At 64.8% G+C, this 18,209-nt stretch carries 17 protein-coding genes; 11 read left to right on the top strand and 6 right to left on the bottom strand.

All coding sequences use genetic code 11. The features are described from left to right. The first annotated feature begins 188 nt into the window (after positions 1-188). The 3 genes from A5709_RS08115 (at position 189) to A5709_RS08105 (ending at position 4,412) form a co-directional block, all read left to right on the top strand. Complete coding sequence (locus tag A5709_RS08115) at positions 189-809, top strand: TetR/AcrR family transcriptional regulator (protein WP_067950922.1); 621 nt, start codon at positions 189-191, stop codon at positions 807-809. A 256-nt stretch (positions 810-1,065) separates the two neighbouring features. After that, positions 1,066-1,500, top strand: a complete 435-nt coding sequence (locus A5709_RS08110) for an MmpS family transport accessory protein (protein WP_067950923.1) — start codon at positions 1,066-1,068, stop codon at positions 1,498-1,500. Next, complete coding sequence (locus tag A5709_RS08105) at positions 1,497-4,412, top strand: RND family transporter (RefSeq protein WP_067950924.1); 2,916 nt, start codon at positions 1,497-1,499, stop codon at positions 4,410-4,412. The genes A5709_RS08110 and A5709_RS08105 overlap by 4 nt, the downstream gene beginning before the upstream one ends. Here A5709_RS08105 and A5709_RS08100 read toward each other — a convergent pair. The 4 genes from A5709_RS08100 to A5709_RS08085 form a co-directional block, all read right to left on the bottom strand. Further along, entirely contained in the window at positions 4,405-5,187 is a 783-nt protein-coding gene (locus A5709_RS08100) for an SDR family oxidoreductase (protein WP_067950938.1), read from the bottom strand. The genes A5709_RS08105 and A5709_RS08100 overlap by 8 nt on opposite strands. 72 nt (positions 5,188-5,259) lie before the next feature. Next, complete coding sequence (locus tag A5709_RS08095) at positions 5,260-6,126, bottom strand: hypothetical protein (protein ID WP_068119299.1); 867 nt, start codon at positions 6,124-6,126, stop codon at positions 5,260-5,262. A gap of 12 nt (positions 6,127-6,138) precedes the next feature. After that, positions 6,139-7,368 carry an acyl-CoA dehydrogenase family protein gene (locus A5709_RS08090; RefSeq protein ID WP_068119296.1) on the bottom strand — a complete coding sequence of 410 codons (1,230 nt, stop codon included), beginning with the start codon at positions 7,366-7,368 and terminating at the stop codon, positions 6,139-6,141. 80 nt (positions 7,369-7,448) lie between these two features. Further along, positions 7,449-7,826 carry a DUF1801 domain-containing protein gene (locus A5709_RS08085; RefSeq protein WP_067950927.1) on the bottom strand — a complete coding sequence of 126 codons (378 nt, stop codon included), beginning with the start codon at positions 7,824-7,826 and terminating at the stop codon, positions 7,449-7,451. Between the two features lie 83 nt (positions 7,827-7,909). Between A5709_RS08085 and A5709_RS08080 the strand changes: the two genes are divergently transcribed. The 3 genes from A5709_RS08080 (at position 7,910) to A5709_RS08070 (ending at position 10,417) form a co-directional block, all read left to right on the top strand. Beyond that, complete coding sequence (locus A5709_RS08080; protein WP_068010472.1) at positions 7,910-8,716, top strand: acyl-CoA thioesterase II; 807 nt, start codon at positions 7,910-7,912, stop codon at positions 8,714-8,716. A gap of 62 nt (positions 8,717-8,778) precedes the next feature. After that, positions 8,779-9,309, top strand: coding sequence for a nuclear transport factor 2 family protein (locus A5709_RS08075; RefSeq protein WP_067945216.1), 531 nt, complete (start codon positions 8,779-8,781; stop codon positions 9,307-9,309). Between the two features lie 7 nt (positions 9,310-9,316). Next, positions 9,317-10,417 carry an NAD(P)-dependent oxidoreductase gene (locus A5709_RS08070; protein WP_068119293.1) on the top strand — a complete coding sequence of 367 codons (1,101 nt, stop codon included), beginning with the start codon at positions 9,317-9,319 and terminating at the stop codon, positions 10,415-10,417. A 46-nt stretch (positions 10,418-10,463) separates the two neighbouring features. Here the strand turns inward: A5709_RS08070 and A5709_RS08065 are convergent, their stop codons facing one another. Then, complete coding sequence (locus A5709_RS08065) at positions 10,464-11,435, bottom strand: aldo/keto reductase (protein ID WP_068119289.1); 972 nt, start codon at positions 11,433-11,435, stop codon at positions 10,464-10,466. Positions 11,436-11,518: 83 nt separating this feature from the next. Between A5709_RS08065 and A5709_RS08060 the strand changes: the two genes are divergently transcribed. Further along, a complete protein-coding gene (locus tag A5709_RS08060; protein ID WP_067945221.1) occupies positions 11,519-12,853 on the top strand; it encodes an acyltransferase in 1,335 nt (444 codons plus the stop codon). Here the strand turns inward: A5709_RS08060 and A5709_RS08055 are convergent. Then, the gene (locus A5709_RS08055; protein WP_068119287.1) at positions 12,816-14,510 is read right to left on the bottom strand and encodes a cytosine permease; all 1,695 of its coding nucleotides are present in this window, start codon (positions 14,508-14,510) and stop codon (positions 12,816-12,818) included. The two genes, A5709_RS08060 and A5709_RS08055, sit on opposite strands and share 38 nt — an antisense overlap. Positions 14,511-14,862: 352 nt before the next feature. Here A5709_RS08055 and A5709_RS08050 point away from each other — a divergent pair, with 352 nt between their 5' ends. The 4 genes from A5709_RS08050 to A5709_RS08035 all read left to right on the top strand — a co-directional run. Further along, on the top strand, positions 14,863-15,090 hold the full coding sequence (locus A5709_RS08050; protein WP_231972048.1) for a hypothetical protein: 228 nt from the start codon (positions 14,863-14,865) through the stop codon (positions 15,088-15,090). Positions 15,091-15,315: 225 nt separating this feature from the next. Further along, positions 15,316-15,984, top strand: coding sequence for a TetR/AcrR family transcriptional regulator (locus tag A5709_RS08045; protein WP_068119285.1), 669 nt, complete (start codon positions 15,316-15,318; stop codon positions 15,982-15,984). A 744-nt stretch (positions 15,985-16,728) separates the two neighbouring features. Next, on the top strand, positions 16,729-17,442 hold the full coding sequence (locus A5709_RS08040) for an MlaE family ABC transporter permease (protein WP_369806105.1): 714 nt from the start codon (positions 16,729-16,731) through the stop codon (positions 17,440-17,442). A 1-nt stretch (position 17,443) separates the two neighbouring features. Next, a partial coding sequence (locus A5709_RS08035; protein WP_068010478.1) for an ABC transporter permease occupies positions 17,444-18,209 on the top strand: 766 nt, incomplete at its 3' end.

Below are 18,209 nucleotides of genomic sequence, written 5' to 3'. Positions count from 1 at the left end.
CAGCTCCCCTGCATCGACTGATATATCCCCCTTGTGCGGCAACGTGTTTCAACAGAAGGCGACGGGCCCACGGTTCGCCCCGCACGTCAGGCCAGCCCAGGAGGGAACGACGCCCGCCACGGGCCCGGATGCGCGGGACCCGAAATTCGCCGCCCGTTTTGACTGCAAAGTGTGCAGAATGTGCAACTATGGAGGCCGTGGTCGCCAACCAGATGGGCCTGCGTGAGCGCCGACGCCGCCAAACCAGCGCGGACATCCGCGACGCCGCGGTGCGCCTGACGGTGGAACGCGGATACGACAAGGTCACCATCGACGAGATCTGCGCCGAAGCCGGAATATCGACCCGCACCTTCTTCAACTACTTCCCCAACAAAGAGTCCGCGATCGCCTACGGCCCCTCGGACATCCCCCCCGAACTAGTGGCGGATTTCGTCGCTGCAGGCCCGGCCCCCTATTCGGTCGTCCTGGCCGAACTGATCGCCCTGGCCGCGCACCACCTTCGCGACGTGCCTCCGCGGCGCGAACACGCGGCCCACATGCTGGAACTCGCTAAGACCTCGCCGGCAGTGTTGGCCGCATTCCTCGCCGATCTCGAGCGGTTCCAGAATCACCTGACCGATGTGGTCGCCCGCCGCCAGGGCATGCGCCCGGACGACGAGATCGTCGCGTTGATCGCCGCGCTGGCCCTGACCGCGGTGCGCTCGGGCATCGAGCGCTGGTCGAAGGGCGAGGAGGCCGGTGACGACGACACGCCGATGCCGCACGTCGAGCGTGCCGCCGCGCTGGTCAACAGCATCTTCAACGAGTGATTTGAAACACTGAGAGCAATTGTTGCATGGTGTGCAACATATGCACAGTATGTACTATGCTCTCTTTGCGGTACTCGAGAACGCCTTCGCGTCACGAGGCGCGCGTCGCCGCTGGGGGCGGCGACCGGTGTTCTCGGGGTGCCGTTGCTCTGAGACCGTCGAACCTGGTGACCGTCGAAACCGTTGCGGTGCACCGTAAGTCGTTGCGCACAAACTGACCGCATCATGATCGGATGATGAGGAGGGAATCTCCCAGGTGCAGATATCGAAGGTTGTACGCAACGCGTGGTTGCCGCTGCTGATCGTCGCGGTCCTGGTGGTTGGCGGCTTCGCCGTGGCCCGGGTCAAGTCGTTCTTTGGAGCCCACGACACGGGCGTCATGACGAGCCCGCGGCTGGATGACTCCAAGCCCTTCAAGCCAAAGGTCGTCAAGTACGAGGTCTTCGGCTCGGCCCGCACCGCCAACGTGAATTACCTGGACCTGTCCTCTGATCCGAAGCGGGTCGACAATGCGACCTTGCCCTGGACGCTAGTGCTCAGCACGACCGCCCCCTCCGTCTTCCCGAACCTATCGGCGCAAAGCGACGGTGATTCCCTCGGTTGTCGCATCACCATCGACGACGAAGTCAAGGCCGAGAACATGACCGACCGCGTGCACGCCCTGACCTTCTGCTTGGTGAAATCCGCATGAGCGCACACGTTGACGACGCCCGCACCGACACCATCCCCGTGGCCCAAGAACCGGTGCGGGAAAAGATTCCGCGGATCATCCGGACGTTCGCCGTCCCCATCATCCTCGGCTGGATCGCGCTCATCGCGGTGCTCAACGTCGTCGTCCCCCAGTTGGACGAGGTCGGGAAGATGCGCTCGGTAGAGATGACCCCCGACGATGCGCAGTCGGTTGTCGCGACCAAGCGGATGGGCGCGATCTTCAACGAGTACAAGTCGAACAGCTCGGTCATGATCGTGCTCGAGGGCCAAAATCCCCTCGGCGCCGACGCCCACGCCTACTACGACCAGATGGTCAAGAAGCTCGACGCCGACACCAAACACGTTGAGCACGTGCAGGATATGTGGAGCGATCCACTGACCGGGGCGGGCGCGCAGAGCAACGACGGCAAGGCCGCCTACGTCCAGGTGTATCTGGCCGGTAACCAGGGCGAAGCCCTGGCCAACGAATCCGTCGAGTCGGTGCAAAACATCGTCAAGAGCTTGTCCCCGCCCAAAGGGGTGAAGGCCTACGTCACCGGGCCCGCCGCGCTGTCGGCCGACCAGCACACCGCCGGCGACCGCAGCCTGCAGCTCATCACCGCGGCAACGTTCACGGTCATCATCGGAATGCTGCTGCTGGTCTACCGGTCGGTCGTCACCGTGCTACTCACGTTGTTGATGGTGGTCTTCGAACTCTCGGCCGCCCGCGGGATGGTCGCATTCCTGGGCTATTACAAGATCATTGGGCTTTCGACGTTCGCCACCAACCTATTGGTCACGTTGGCGATCGCGGCCGCCACCGACTATGCGATCTTCTTGATCGGCCGATATCAGGAAGCCCGCGCCGTGGGTGAATCACGCGAGGACGCGTACTACACCATGTACAAGGGCACCGCACATGTGGTGCTCGGGTCGGGCCTGACCATCGCCGGCGCGACCTTCTGCCTGCACTTCACCAACCTTCCGTATTTCCAGACGCTGGGCATCCCGTTGGCCATCGGCATGGTTGTGGTCGTGGCGGCCGCGTTGACGCTCGGTCCGGCGGTGATTTCGGTGGCGACGCGTTTCCGCAAGACGCTCGAACCCAAGCGCACTCAACGGATTCGCGGTTGGCGCAAGATCGGCGCGCTCGTGGTCCGCTGGCCCGGGCCAATCCTGGTCCTGACGATCGGGATCGCCCTCGTCGGGTTGCTGACCTTGCCGGGGTACCGCACCAACTACAACGACCGCAACTACCTGCCCGCCGATCTCCCCGCGAACGAGGGTTACGCGGCGGCGGACCGGCACTTCTCGCAGGCGCGGATGAATCCTGAAGTGCTGATGATCGAAAGTGACCACGATCTGCGCAACTCCGCGGATTTCTTGGTCATCGACAAGATCGCCAAAACGGTCTTCCGGGTGCCGGGAATCGGCCGCGTGCAAGCCATCACGCGGCCCCAGGGCACGCCGATCGAGCACACCTCGATCCCGTTCCAGATCAGCATGCAGGGCGTCACCCAGCAGATGAACCAGAAGTATCAGGAAGACCAGATGGCCGACATGCTGCATCAGGCCGACATGATGCAGACGACCATCGACAGCATGGAAAAGATGTCGAGCATCACCGCGCAGATGGCCAACGACATGCACCAGATGGTCAAGAAGATGCACGACATGACCATCGACATCAACGAATTACGCCAGCACATGGCTGATTTCGAGGACTTCTTCCGGCCCATCCGCAGCTATCTCTATTGGGAACGGCACTGCTATGACATCCCGGTGTGCTGGTCGCTGAGATCCGTCTTCGACGGCCTCGACGGCATCGACATCATGACCGACGACATCGAGAGCCTGCTGCCGATCATGGATCATCTCGACACACTGATGCCTCAGATGGTGGCGCTGATGCCGTCGATGATCGAGAACATGAAGGCCATGAAAACGACGATGCTGACCATGTATGCGACCCAGAAGGGCCTCCAGGATCAGCAGAACGAGGCGCAGAAGAACTCGAATGCGATGGGCAAGGCGTTCGATGCCTCCAAGAACGACGACTCGTTCTACTTGCCGCCGGAGACCTTCAACAACGCCGAGTTCAAGAAGGGGATGAAGAACTTCATCTCCCCCGACGGCCATGCGGTGCGCTTCATCATCAGCCATGACGGCGATCCGATGTCCGCCGAAGGCATTTCGCACATCGGCGCCATCAAGAAGGCCGCCTATGAGGCGCTCAAGGGCACGCCGCTGGAGGGCTCGAAGATCTATCTGGCGGGCACGGCGTCGATCTACAAAGACCTCAGTGACGGCAACACCTATGACTTGTTGATCGCCGGGATCTCTTCGCTGTGCTTGATTTTCATCATCATGCTGCTCATCACCCGCGGCGTGGTGGCGTCGGCCGTCATCGTGGGCACCGTCCTGCTGTCGTTGGGCGCGTCGTTCGGCCTGTCGGTGTTGATCTGGCAGCACCTCATCGGCATCGAGCTGCACTGGATGGTGCTCGCGATGTCGGTCATCATCCTGCTTGCGGTGGGCGCGGACTACAACTTGTTGTTGGTGGCGCGGTTCAAGGAGGAGATCCACGCCGGTCTGAACACCGGGATCATCCGATCGATGGGCGGTACCGGCTCGGTCGTCACCTCGGCGGGCCTGGTGTTCGCCTTCACGATGATGACGATGGCGGTCAGCGAGCTGACGGTCATCGGTCAGGTCGGTACCACCATCGGACTGGGTCTGTTGTTCGACACCCTGATCGTCCGGTCGTTGATGACGCCGTCAATCGCGGCGCTGCTGGGCAAATGGTTCTGGTGGCCCCAACGTGTGCGGCAACGTCCGGTTCCGTCGCCATGGCCCAAGCCGAGTGACGAGAAGGCGCCCGAGGAGACCGAATCCCTCGCTCCGGCTAGGTAACCCAGTCCGGCTGCCCGGCGGTGTCGACCGCGGAGAAGTCCTTGTGGCCCAGGCCGGCGGTGGTGCCGCCGTCGACGACGAACTCCGAGCCGGTCGAATAGCTCGATTCGTCGCTGGCCAGGTAGACGACGAGGTTGGAGACTTCCTTGGGCTGGGCAATGCGGCCCAGCGCGGTCTGGAAGATGTCCTCGGGGACCCACTCGGTCATCGGGGTTTTGATGAGCCCGGGGTGGATCGAGTTCACCCGAATTCCGCTGGGCCCCAACTCCAAAGCCGCCGACTTGGTCAGCCCCCGGACGGCGAATTTGGTGGCGGTGTACCCGTGGCAGGCGATGGTGCCGGCGATCCCCTCGATGGAGGAGATGTTGATGATCGATCCCCGTCCGGCTTCTTTCATCGGCTTCACTACGGCGCGGATGCCCAGGAACACGCCTGTCAGGTTGATGTCGAGGATGCGCTGCCACTCCGAGAGCGCGTAGTCCTCGAAGGTGCCGATGTTGATGATGCCCGCGTTGTTGACGAGGATGTCGATGCCGCCGAACTCGCTGAGGGCGGTGGCTACCGCGGCGTCCCAATCCTCGGGCTTCGTCACGTCGAGGTGCAGGTAGCGGGCCGGGTCACCGACCTCGGCGGCGACGGCCTTGCCCTCCTCATCGAGGATGTCACCGAAGACCACCTTGGCCCCCTCGGACACCAGCGTCCGCACGTGCGAGGCGCCCATTCCCCGCGCACCCCCGCTGATGAGCGCGACCTTCCCGGCTAACCGTTCTGCCACTGCCATTCTCCTGTCGTGTCCGTAGTGCTAAGCACCATACGTACCGCAGGTGGTGTATGGCCAGAGCCGGAATTACTCCACGACGTCGAAGACCGCCGCGGCGGAGGTGACGGCCTTATCCGCGTTGCCCTCGTCGTGCAGCAGCATCCGCACGCCGACGCGTCCCGACCCGCCCGCGTGCGCGGTGCCCTCGACGCGGAACGGACCCACCTTGCCGCGCGACATGAACATGACGTGCCAGCTGACCACCTGCAGCCTTCGCGTTCCGGCGACGCCGGCGGCAAGATCGATCGCCGCGGTTTCGAGGACGACGTGCTGCGGGCCGATGTGCAGCGCGGCGTCCGGGGAAGCCAGTTCGGTACTGAGCTCGGGCAGCACCCAGTGGCCGTCACCGCGCCTGCTCGCGCCGAACGCCTGCCACAGCGGCGGCAGGTCCGGCGAATCCTCGACCACCAGCTCCGTACCCGAAACATCCATCCGGTCCAGACCTTCCGGCGGGATGCCGATGATCGCCCCCTGCCCCTCGTTGAAAGCGATCACCCGATCCGGGTTGTCGGCGTCGACGATCTTGCATCGCCCGTAGCCCATAGTGCGGCCCTGGTGCACGATGCCTGACTCGACGATCTCGACCCGGCTGACGTCGTAGCCGGGGTCGACGATCTGCACCGACGCGATGACCGGGTTGGGCACCGCGACCATGTCGGTCTGGCATCCCTCCGGGGAGGAAATGGCCAACGGCGCCACCATGATTCCCCCGGCCTCGTTGCGCATGTCGCGGCGGATAATGACGGTGTCGTCGACCTCCCCAAGGTCCATCGAGGAGTGCTTGCGACCGATGTAGCGGTAGCTGAGCAGGCCGGTCCAGCGCCGGTACAGCTCGTCGCGGTAGGCGTCCGAATCTCCCGCCAACTCCCGGATGTCACGAAGTCGATCGCCCAATTCCGGCCTCCTTCAGGCTTTTCCGTGCCGCACCTGGTTGAACGGCACGCCGCGGTCGGCGGCGTACTCGCGCGGGAAGTTCAGCACCCGCTCGCCGATCACGTTGCGCGCCATCTCCGTGGTCCCGCCGCCGATGCTGGCGATCTGACGGCCCAGGTAGCGGGTGCCGATGTCGAGCAGCCCCGCCTCGTCGTCGACCACGGCCGCCGGCCCGGCGACAGCCAATGCGGTGTCGTTTTCGACGTCGTGCACTTCGGCCATGGACAGCCGGATGATCGATCCCGCGGCGGGTGGCAGGGATCCCTTCGTCACGGCGTGGAAGACATGCTCGCTGAGGTGTCGGTGCACGGCGCGATGGACCAGGGCCCTACCCACCATCTCGCGAACTCGTTCGCTGCCGAATTGGCTCGTCTTGTCCACCAGGGACAGCAGGTCCACCGAAATGTCCTCAGCTTCAGCTATTCCCGGCCCGCTGGTGTACTCCGAACCGTCGCCCATGCTCCGACGTTCGTGGTACAGCTGGCGCGAGGCCACCTCCCATCCCTTCCCCGGCTCCCCCACTACGGCATCGTCACCGACATCGACGTCGTCGAAGAACTCCTCGCAGAACTCGACGGAGCCGTTCACCTGCTTGATGCGGTTGATCGTGACCCCGGGGTGCCGAAGCGGCACCAGAAACATCGTCAGCCCTTCGTGCTTGGGGACGCTCCAGTCGGTGCGGGCCAGGCACAGGCCGTAGTCGGCGGCGAACGCCCACGTGCTCCACGTCTTAGCGCCGTTGAGAATCCATCGCCCATCCCGGCGTTCGGCGCGAGTGAGGACGCCCGCAAGGTCCGATCCCCCGCTGGGTTCCGACAGCAGCTGCACCAGCACTTCGTCGCCGCGCAGCGCAGCCGCGATGTGCGTGCGCTTCTGCTCCTCGCTGCACGTGTCGAGGATCGTCGCGCAGCAGATGGCGAAGGACGGAACGTTGAGCATGAGCGGCGTCTCGTAGGCGAGGGCCTCGGCGTCGAACGCCTTCTTGTACTCGTAGCCCAGGCCGAGCCCGCCGTACTCGCGCGGGAAGCAGATGCCGGCGAATCCCCCGTCGTACAGCTTCTTCTGCAGTTCGCGGGCGCGCTGCCAGGAGGACAGTTCGTCGCGCTGCAGGACCATCGCGTCGCCGGAATCCAGCCGCGGGAGGTTGTCGGCCAGCCAGGCCTTCGCCCGGCGCCGAAAGTCTTCGACCGACTCGGACGTCACCGGATGGCCTCCCACTCGAGCCTCGACCTTGTGCTGGGCGACTGTACAGCACCGCTTCCGCGGCTGTACAGGTTTGCGCCCTACGACCGGTTCAGCTCCACCGCGGAGCGAATCAGCGCCTTCAATGCCTCTTCATCGACGGTGTCGCCCTCAGTGAAGTCAATCGCCCGCCGGGTGTTGCCGTCGAGACTGGAGTTGAACAGACCCGAGGGATCCTTGAGCGAGGCGCCCTTGGCGAAGGTCATCTTCACGACCTTCTTGTAGGTCTCGCCCGTACAGATCATTCCGTCGTGATACCAGACCGGAACACCCCGCCACTTCCACTCCTCGACCACGTCTGGGTCGGCGTCCTTGATGAGTTGCCTGATGCGGGCCAGCATCTCGCCGCGCCAATCCCCTAGTTCCTTGATCCTGGCGTCGATCAGCTCTGCGGGAGATTTGTCCTGGGAGTTGGCCATTGTGGCTCGCCCTTCCGATGTTGTCGCTCGACCGCCCCGTGCCCGACGCCGGGGGCGGAGGCCCGTAGTCTGCAGTACTCAGCATGACCGATACCCATCCCTTCGACGATGCCGTCCGGCTGGAGACCGTCGACACCCACACCAGGCGCGGGCGCACCCATCCGGAATGGGCCAACATGGTCGGCCCCTTTGGCGGGATCTCCGCCGCCGTGATTCTGCACGCCATCGAGTCAAACCCCGATCGCATCGGCGAGCCGCTGGCGCTCACCGTCAATTACGCCGCCCCCATCGCCGACGGCGACTTCGACGTCTCGCTGCGGACCGCGCGCACCAATCGCTCCAACCAGCACTGGATCGCCGAACTCAGCCAAGACGGTGACGTCAAGACCACGGCGACCGCGTTGTTCGCTATCCGCCGCGACAGTTGGGCCGACACCGAAAGCCGCCCACCGAGCGCGCCCGACCCTGAGCGGCTGCCCGCCACCGATCCGGGCCTCGTTCGCTGGACGAGCCTCTATGACATGCGGTTCGCCGAAGGCCCCATGCCCGGCAAAGGCGGGCAGCCGAGCCCCTCGTCGACGACCACCGTGTGGGTGCGCGACGCCGCGCGGCGCCCCGTCGACTATCCGGCACTGGCCGCGCTGTGCGACATCTTCTACCCGCGGGTGTTCCTGCGGCGCGGCGGCTTCGTCCCGTCGGGGACGATCTCGCTGACGACGTACTTCCACGCCGATCAGCACCAACTCGCCCGCTCTGGAAGTGACTTCGTCCTGTGCACCGCGCACGCCAACCGCTTCACCCGCGGGTACTTCGACCAGAGCGCACAGGTGTGGACGCGAGACGGCGCCCTGCTGGCCACCACCCATCAGGTCGTCTACTTCAAAGGTTGAGAGGTTTACACTTCGCCAGTGAAACGTCACGCCGGGACACAGAGGGACAGAATCGAGCCGCAATGACCGAGCGCGCGGAGGACGTGGTGGCCGAGGCGGACACCGCCACCCTGCTGGCCATCGAATCCATCAAGCAGCTCAAGGCCCGCTATTGCCGGAACCTCGACACCAAGGACTGGGCGGCTTGGCGCACCGTCTTCACCGACGACTTCGTCAGCGACACGGCCGAAGCCGGCGGCAAGGTGGTCGAGGGCGCGGACGAATTCGTGGCGTTCACACGCAAGGCGCTCGGGCGGCCGGCGCAGGCCACCGCGCACCAGGTGCATGCCCCCGAAATCGCACTCACGTCGGCGACGACCGCGCGTGGAGTGTGGGCCCTGCAGGACGTCGTCCGGTTCGGACCCGGGGTGACGTTGTTTGGCTACGGGCACTACCACGAGACCTACGAGAAGATCGGCGGACAGTGGTTCATCAAGAGCTCCAAGCTGACTCGGCTGCGAGAGGATATCGTCACCCCCGTGTTTTCGCTCTACGTCTCCGACCGAATCCGCCGCGCGATCGGCAGAGCCGCCGACCGACTGATGGGACAGTGATAACGCCATGACCGCCTCTACCGTTTTGGTCACCGGTGCGTTCGGACAAGTCGGCAAGCGTTGCACGCGGATCCTGCTCGAGCGGGGACGCACCGTCGTCGCGATGGACCTGCGCAACGACAACACCGTCGCCGTCGATCGCGAGCTGGCCGCCGGCAGGTACCCCGGCACGCTGATTCCGGCCTACACCGACCTGCTGGACGCAGAGGCGGTGCGTGATCTCGTCGTGTCCCATCGGCCCGAGGCGGTCGTTCACCTCGCCGCGATCGTGTCCCCGCTCTCGTATCGCAGGCCGGCGCTGGCCCGCAAGGTGAACGTCGGTGGCACCGAGAATCTCTTGGCCGCCTGCGCCGCACTCCCCCGCCCGCCCCTCTTCCTGATGGCCTCCAGCGCCGCGGTGTACGGATCGCGCAACCCCTACCGCCAGCCGGAGCGGATCACCCCGGACACGCCGGTGAACCCGATCGATCAATACGGTCAGGACAAAGTGCTCGCCGAGGCGGCGATCCGCGCCAGCGGCCTGCCGTACGCGCTCTTTCGCCTGGGCGGGGTCATCTCGCCGGACACGCACACGACGGTCAACGGCGACTCCCTGCTCCTGATGCGGTCGATGCCAGGCGACAACCGCATGCACGCGGTGGATGCCCGAGACGTGGCGCTGGCTTTCGCCAACGGTGTCGATCGGGAAGCGACCATCGCGGGCAAGGTGATACTGATCGGCGGCAACGAGTCGTACGTGCTCACGCAGCGCGAGCTCGAGGACGGCCTGATGGAAGCCGTCGGCCTGGGTGGGCTCGGGCCGTCGGCCAGCCTGCCCGGCGATCCTGCCGACGACCGCGGCTGGAGCTTCACCGGCTGGTACGACACCACCGAAGCGCAGGCGTTGCTCGACTTTCAGGAGCACGACTGGTCCCAAACCCTGGAATGGATCGCCGAGACACAGGGCCGCACGCGGACCGTGGTGCGACTGCTGAGCCCGATCTTGCGCCCGGTCTTGCGTGCGGTCCTGATGGTGCAGCGCCGGCTCGAGGGACGCGGCCCGTACGCCGACCCGTGGACGCTGATTGAAAAGCACTACGGCACGGCGGCGCTCGCCACCGCGGACTAGTTCCGGGAGTTGCTGCGCCACAACATGACTCGCACGCCCGCGCCCGTCAGCGGTCGATCCATCCCATCTGCGCTTCGGCGTGGTGACCACCCTGGGCCGGGGTGAGTCGGTCGAGCCGGGACAGCTGGTCGGGCGTCAGTTCGACCGCGTCTGCACCGAGGTTCTCCTCGAGTCGCGACACGCGCCTCGTTCCCGGAATCGGGACGATGTCGGGGCCTCTCGCCAACAGCCAGGCAAGGGCAACCTGAGCGGGAGTGGCGCCGACGTCGGCGCTGATGCTCCGCAGCTCGTCCGCGCTCTTCAGGTTGTGCTGGAAGTTCTCGTCGAAGAACCGCGGATTGGTCTTGCGGTAGTCGCCGTCGGGCAGCCCCTCGGTGGACCGAATGGCACCGGTGAGGAAGCCGCGGCCCAACGGTGAGTAGGCGACGAACCCGATCCCCAGTTCGCGCAGCAGCGGTAATATCGCCTCTTCCTGGTCGCGGGTCCAAAGCGAATACTCCGATTGCACGGCGGTGATGGGATGCACCGCGTGAGCGCGCCGGATCGTGTTCACGCCGACCTCCGAGAGGCCGATGTGCCCGATCTTTCCGGCATCGACCAACTCCGCCAGGGCACCGACCGTGTCTTCGATCGGAGTCTCGCGGTCGAGGCGGTGCTGATAGAAGAGATCGATGTGATCGGTGCCCAGCCTTTGCAGCGAACCGTCCACCGCGATGCGGATGTTGGCCGGGCTACTGTCCGGGCCGCTGCGTCCGGTGTGGGATATGAGGCCGAACTTGGTGGCCAGCACGACCTGATCGCGCCGGCCCTGCAGGGCACGCGCGAGCAGTTCTTCGTTGACGTACGGGCCGTACACCTCGGCGGTGTCGATCAGCGTGACGCCCAGGTCGATGGCGCGATGAACGGTGCGGATCGACTCCGCGTCGTCGCTGCCGGCGCCCGCGTAGGCCACGGACATGCCCATCGCGCCCAGGCCCAGGCGGCCGACCTCCAGATTGGCGAGCCGAGCTTGCTTCATGGAGTCATTGTGCGCGCGGGGACTTCACGCCATGGGGCGGGTACCGTTGCGCGAGTGCACCGCATCGATTTTGCCGCGATCCGATGGACGACGTAGAAACCGCGCGACCGGCCCGCAATCTGGCGGTGGACTGCTACCGCGCGTCGGGTGTGGTTCTCATCGTGCTGGGCCACTGGCTTGCCGGTTCGGTGACCTACCACGACGGGCAATTCGGTCGCGAGAACCCGCTGCTCGACATGCCGTGGACGCAATGGCTGACCTGGATCTTCCAGGCGGTGCCGGTGTTCTTCTTCGTCGCCGGTTACGCCGGTGCGGTGTCATGGTCGCACCGCCGCGACGCCGACAGTTTCTCGCGCCAGGACTGGATTCGGCACCGACTGGCTCGGGTACTGGGACCTACGGCGGTCTATGTCGCGCTGGTGTCGGTCGTCGTGGTGGTACTGCAGGCTCGGCACGTGCCGGGCACGGTGATGGAATACGCGGGTTGGGCCGTTGCCATGCACCTGTGGTTTCTCGCCGTGTACGTGCTGGTGGTGTCTCTGACACCGATTGCCGTTGCCGCGCATCGGCGTTGGGGACTCAAGGCGCCGGCGGTCCTGGCCGCGGGCGTCGTGTTGGTCGATGCCGTCTCGCTGGCGGGCCATGTCCCCTATGTCGGCTCGCTGAACTACCTACTGTGCTGGGGCCTGCTCTACCAGCTTGGGATCGCTTGGCACGGTGGGCTGTTGGCCGGCCGCAGACCGGTGCTACTGGCCGCCGCTTCGGCCGTCATTCTGGCGCTGCTTATCCGGGTGGGACCGTATCCGGTCAGCATGATCGGCGTTCCGGGCGAGGCGATCGAGAACACCTCACCCCCGACGGTGGCGATGATGGCGTTCGCCTGCACGCAAGCGGGGCTGGCCATGGCGCTCGCGGCGACACTCGACCGGGTCCTGCATCACCGCCCGGTGCAGCGCGTGCTGTCCACCGCCAATGCCAACGTGATGGCCCTCTACCTGTGGCACATGATTCCGGTCGTCATCGTCGCGATCGTCGCTTATCCGGCCGGGTTGATACCGCAACCCCACGAGGGTTCGGTGGCGTGGTGGCTGGTCCGGCTGGAGTGGATCACGATCCTCAGCGTGGTGACAGCGGTCGAGTTGCTGCTGCTCTGGTGGCAGCGGCGGTTCTTCGCGGTTCCGCTGCCCACCTTCGGCCTCCCGCTCCCCGATCGCTTGGCCGAGGCGACCATGCTGATCGGCGCCCTCCTGGCCGCCGTTGGATTGCACTTATTGGCGCAGGGCGGCTTCGCGCCGGACGGGCGTTACTCGTGGCCGACCGCCGCCTTGTTCGCCGCCGGGGTGGTGTTGGTAGCGGCGCGCCCCAGAACCCCGTCCCGCGTTATCGGCCGGAGGCCGCAGCGGCGCCCGAGCGCTTAGCTGCGGCCGGCAGCACGTGGTCGGCCAGTTTGTCGGTGGACAAGCACAGCGAGCAGACATGCGCGTCGTGCGTCTCGCACGACACTACGTCCGGACGCTCGTAAACGTGATGGCAGACATGGCATTTCAATTGCACGGCCGACGGGTTGCCGTATTCGTCGTACATGGGCAAGTCGATGCCGTCGTGGGTGCGGCGCAGGTAGTACTTGCCCTTCGTCGCGATCGCCAGGATCGGCGGCATGACCAACGCGATGACGATCGCCACCAACGGCGAGTACGGCCGCAGCGCCGGGCCGAGGCCACCGAAGAAGGCGATGATCGACAGTCCCGCGGCCAACAGCATCGACCCGAAGCCCACGGGGTTGATGGCGTACAGCATGCCGCGGCGGAACTCCGGCGCCTTCGGTGACAACTTGAGCAGGTACTTGTTGAAGACGATGTCCGACGCCACGGCCAACACCCACGCCATACCGCAGTTCGCGTAGAACCCCAAGATCGTGTTCAGCACTGCGAACATGTCGGCTTCCATCATGATGAGCGCGATGACGAGGTTGACGGCCAGGAAGACCACGCGCCCGGGGTAATGCTTGGTGACGCGGGTGAACGAGTTGGTCCACGCCAGCGAGCCCGAGTATGCGTTCGTCACATTGATCTTGATCTGACTGAGCACCACCAGGACCACCGCAAGCGTCAGGGCGAGCCAGCCCGGCATGAAGTTGCGGTAGATCAACAGGAATTGATGCACCGGCTGGTTGGCCACCGACGTGGACCCCGCAACACGGGAGATCAGATAGATCGCCAGGAACAGGCCGATGATTTGTTTGATCGCTCCGAACACGACCCAGCCGGGGCCCGCGAGCAACATCCAGGTCCACCAGCTGCGCGAATTCGCCGGGGTCCGTGGCGGCATGAAACGCAGGTAGTCGATCTGCTCGGCGATCTGGGCGATCAGGGAGAGGCACACCCCCGCCGCCAACAGACTCGAGCCGACGTTGACCGCGCCGTCACCGCCGCGGCCGCCGTAACCGAAGAACTGGTGAATTGAGTCCGGATGGCGCACCACGAGGTAGACGAACGGAACCACCATCAGGATCAACCACAGCGGCGTGGTCCAAAGTTGGAGCTGTGAAAGGACTTTCATGCCGTAGATGACCAACGGAAAGATGATAAGCGTCGAACAGGCATAGCCGACCCAGAGCGGGATATGCAAACCCAGCTTGAGGCCCTGCGCCATGATGGAACCCTCGAGCGCGAAGAAGATGAAGGTGAAGGTCGCGAAGATCACGTTGGTGACCACCGAGCCGTAGTAGCCGAAACCGCTGCCCCGAGTGATCAGGTCCAGGTCGAGGTTGTAGCGCGCCGCGTAATAGGCCAGCGGCAATCCGGTCGCGAAGATCACCACGGCGAAAATCCCAATGCCGCACAACGCGTTGCCGGTGCCGTATGAGGTGCCGACGTTGGCGCCGATCGCAAAGTCGGCCAAGTACGCGATGCCGCCGAGAGCCGAGATGCCAACTACCGCCGTCGACCACCGCCGATAACTGCGTGGCGCGAACCGCAGGGTGTAGTCCTCGAGCGTCTCCTTCGCGGCCGCCACGGTGTCCAGGTCCACCGCGGCCGCGGACCCATTGACGTCTGACTCGGTTTCCTGCGTCATCCCCACCCTCCCTGGCGCGAAAGTCCCGCCGAAGATAGCGGACCCTGGTTGCGACAAAGTGAAGCCGGGGTCCTGCGGAGACGCGTCACCGTGGCCGCCCGACATGCCCTCGAATTGGGGTCTCTGCGGGTAAGCGACTTACGGCCCCTCGAGAGGGGCCGTAGTGCCCTGGTCGGGGTCGTATTCCGGGGAGAAACGTTTCCCGCAAGCCTCGGATTAGTTGAGCAGTTGAGCCTAGGCTAGAAGGAGACACCCGCGCCAAGGGAGTACACAGATGTCACACGCCACTCTCCACACCAGCCAGGTCCCTCAGCAGCGCGCACAAGATGCCGAGCTATTGAGGGAGTCCGGAGTGCACAAGCTCGTCGTCGCCGACCGCGACGGCAACTGCTTAGCATTCCTATTGGCCTGGGATAGATTCGACTACGACGCAGAGACGGACACCTATGTGTGTGTCGTCGACAGCGACGGCAGAGAGCTGATGACTGTGTACACCACCGGTGAGATCAAACCGGCCGCAAAAGCCAACACGTATGTAGTAACCGCGCCGGATAGGTTCGATGGCCCCAGGGCACTGTAAGCCCGCCGAACCGACAGACCGAGCTCGGAGCAGGTCTCTGCCGGGCCATTTCTCATAACAGGTTGCAGGACTTGTCAACCTGATCGCCAGCGGCGCCAACCGGCGCGACGGCTGCCGGCCGCGCCGAAGCATGTCTGCGTCCGGTGGCGCAGCTTGATGGGATCTTGACATCCAGACGCTTATGATAGACCGTTCGTACGGTTAGTTTGAGCCGAAGGGTGGACGATGCCCCGACCTGGTAGGCGTGGCGAGATCTTCGACGCGTTTGTGCGCTATGTCGCCGAACGCGGCTACGACAGAACGAATATGGGCGACATCGCCGATGAGCTTGGCATGTCGAAGGGGACCATCGTTTACCACTTCGGAACCAAAGCACAGATGTTGCGCGAGCTTGAAGAAACGCACCTCGCCCGCCAACTCGAAGCGCTACAGATGGCATGGGCTCGACTTGCCACACCCCAAGAGCGCATCGCCGCAATCATTTACGCCTCCGCACTGCTACAAGTGGTCGCCCGCGACGCGACGGTAGCAAGCCAGCGCGAGGTGGTTCAGCTGTCCGATGACCCGGCCATGCGGCACGCTCGCAAGTTGCGCCAACAGTTGCGGACCCTAGCGATTGAAGAGATCCGCAGCGGAATAGAGAGCGGTGTATTCCGAAGCGTCGACGTCGAACTGGCGGCACTGCAGCTGTGGGGGTCGCTGCAATGGATGTGGGTGTGGTTCGATCCCGCAGATTCTCTGACACCCGAACACGTCGGGGCCGCTTTTGTCGATGTGTTCCTCGGCGGTCTCCTACTCGACCGCCTGGGGCTCAGCAAGTGGGCGAATCCGTCCGCGGACGTCATCACGGTCGTGCGCGAATGCCTTGCCTCGGTCAAAGGTCCGACGGACTGACCGTATAACCGCGAATACCCTGCGCGGGGCGGGTTTTGGTGCACCCCTTCGCCTTTGATGTGCCCGGCCGCCCTTAGCCGGCGATTGTCGAGCGCTCGATCCACGAAGACCACTACTGTACGGCCGGTCGGTTTCATACCTAGAACCCATTTGGGCCACTGCCGCAGGGAATGAGCGCCAGTTCCCAGGTAAACGCTCAAATAGCCTGTTAAAACCCGAGATAATCCAAGCAGCGAGCGATGGCGTGACGGATGTTTCCCTAGCGCGGCCTTCGCCGGCCACCGAAACTATTGACCGACCGTACGGTCTAGTGCCATAGTGGTGCGTGGCGCAACCGAGGGTGGCATGGAGCCGAAGGGTGGGGTCGCAGAGTGTCGATCGGGAGGATCACCTGGAAGACTGGCGTCCGGAATCAAGTGACGAGCCGTGCCGAGAATGGCACCGAACGGCGTTGCACCAAGACTTACGGCAGCGCTGTCAGAATTGCTCGTCCAACCGATTCCATTCGAAATATCCTGCAGTGAACCGCTTTTCGCCGTTCAGCAGCTCGACGATCCAGCCTGCGAATCGCAGTCACCATCCCCGGCCGACGACCATGTGTCGATCGCTTGACGCAGTTCGGATGTCGCGACTTGTTGCCCGGTCACATCTGGGGCGGCGCCGGTGACCACGTCGCACTCGGTCGCCAGCAGGGTGGGCAGCAGGATTCGCCCGGGCACGGAAGTGGCCGGCGGGTTCTTCCGCATGTGCGTGCTGACCGGAAAAGCCCTGCGGCAGCCGTTCGAGTGGCGCGAGTTCATCTGGAATGGCTGGTTTCTCATGCGGGTATCGCTGCTGCCCACCATCGCGGTGTCCATCCCGGAAACCGTGCTGCTCATCTTCACGCTCAACCTTCTGCTCGCCGAGATCGGCGCCGCCGACGTCTCCGGCGCCGGTGCCGCGATCGGCGCGGTCACCCAGCTCGGCCCGATCGTGACGGTCCTGGTCGTCGCCGGCGCGGGCGGCACCGCGATCTGCGCCGACCTCGGCGCGCGCACCATCCGCGAGGAGATCGATGCCCTCGAGGTGCTCGGCATCGACCCGATCCACCGGCTGGTGGTTCCCCGCGTCGTCGCCTCGACGATCGTCGCGGTGCTGCTCAACGGCCTCGTGGTCGCCGTCGGCCTGGGCGGCGGCTACCTGTTCAGCGTCTACCTGCAGAACGTCTCGAGCGGTGCCTACCTCTCCACCTTGACGGCGCTCACCGGTCTCCCCGAGGTGGTGATCGCGTTTGTCAAGGCCGCGACGTTCGGGCTGATCGCCGGGCTGGTCGGCTGTTATCGAGGGCTGATCGTGCGCGGCGGATCCAAGGGCCTGGGCACTGCCGTCAACGAGACGGTGGTGCTGTGCTTCATCGCGCTTTTCGCGGTCAACGCGGCACTGACGACCATCGGCGTCCGGTTCGGGACAGGCCGCTGAGATGGCCACGGTTGCAGCACTACGCGTCCGCTTCCCGCGGACGTCCGCTCTGGTCGTTCGATACGGGGATGTCCCGTCTCGGCCACTGCTCGAGATCGGGCAGATGGTCTGGTTCGCGATGGCCGCGGTCGGGCAGATCCCCTTCGCTATGCATCGCTACCGCAGAGAGCTGCTGCGCATGGTTGCCCAGATGGGGATGGGCACCGGCGCGATGGCCGTGGTCGGTGGCACCGCGGCCATCGTCGGCTTCATCACCCTGTCCGCGGGCTCGCTGGTCGCCATCCAGGGCTACGCGACGCTGGGCAATATCGGTGTCGAGGCCTTCACCGGCTTTTTGGCCGCACTGGTCAATGTGCGATTTGTCGCGCCGGTCGCCGCCGGCCAGGCGCTGGCCGCCACGGTCGGCGCCGGCGCCACCGCCGAACTGGGCGCCATGCGCATCAGCGAGGAGATCGACGCGCTCGAAGTGATGAGCATCCGGTCGGTCGCCTATCTGGCCTCCACCCGCGTAGTGGCGGGCCTGATCGTCATCATCCCGCTCTACGGGCTGGCGATGACCATGGCTTTCCTGTCCCAGCAGGTCACCACGGTTTTGCTCTACGGGCAGTCAATCGGCACCTACAACCACTACTTCCACACGTTCCTGCGCCTCAACGACGTGGGCTGGTCATTCGCGGAGGTGATCCTGGTTGCGGTGGTCGTGATGACCACCCACTGCTACTACGGCTACACCGCCACCGGCGGGCCGGTCGGTGTCGGTGAAGCGG

The sequence above is a fragment of the Mycobacterium sp. E1386 genome, assembly GCF_001672745.1.
GTDB lineage: Bacteria > Actinomycetota > Actinomycetes > Mycobacteriales > Mycobacteriaceae > Mycobacterium.
The sequence above is the reverse complement of the archived record's forward strand: the minus strand, read 5'-3'. Positions and strand labels throughout refer to the sequence as shown.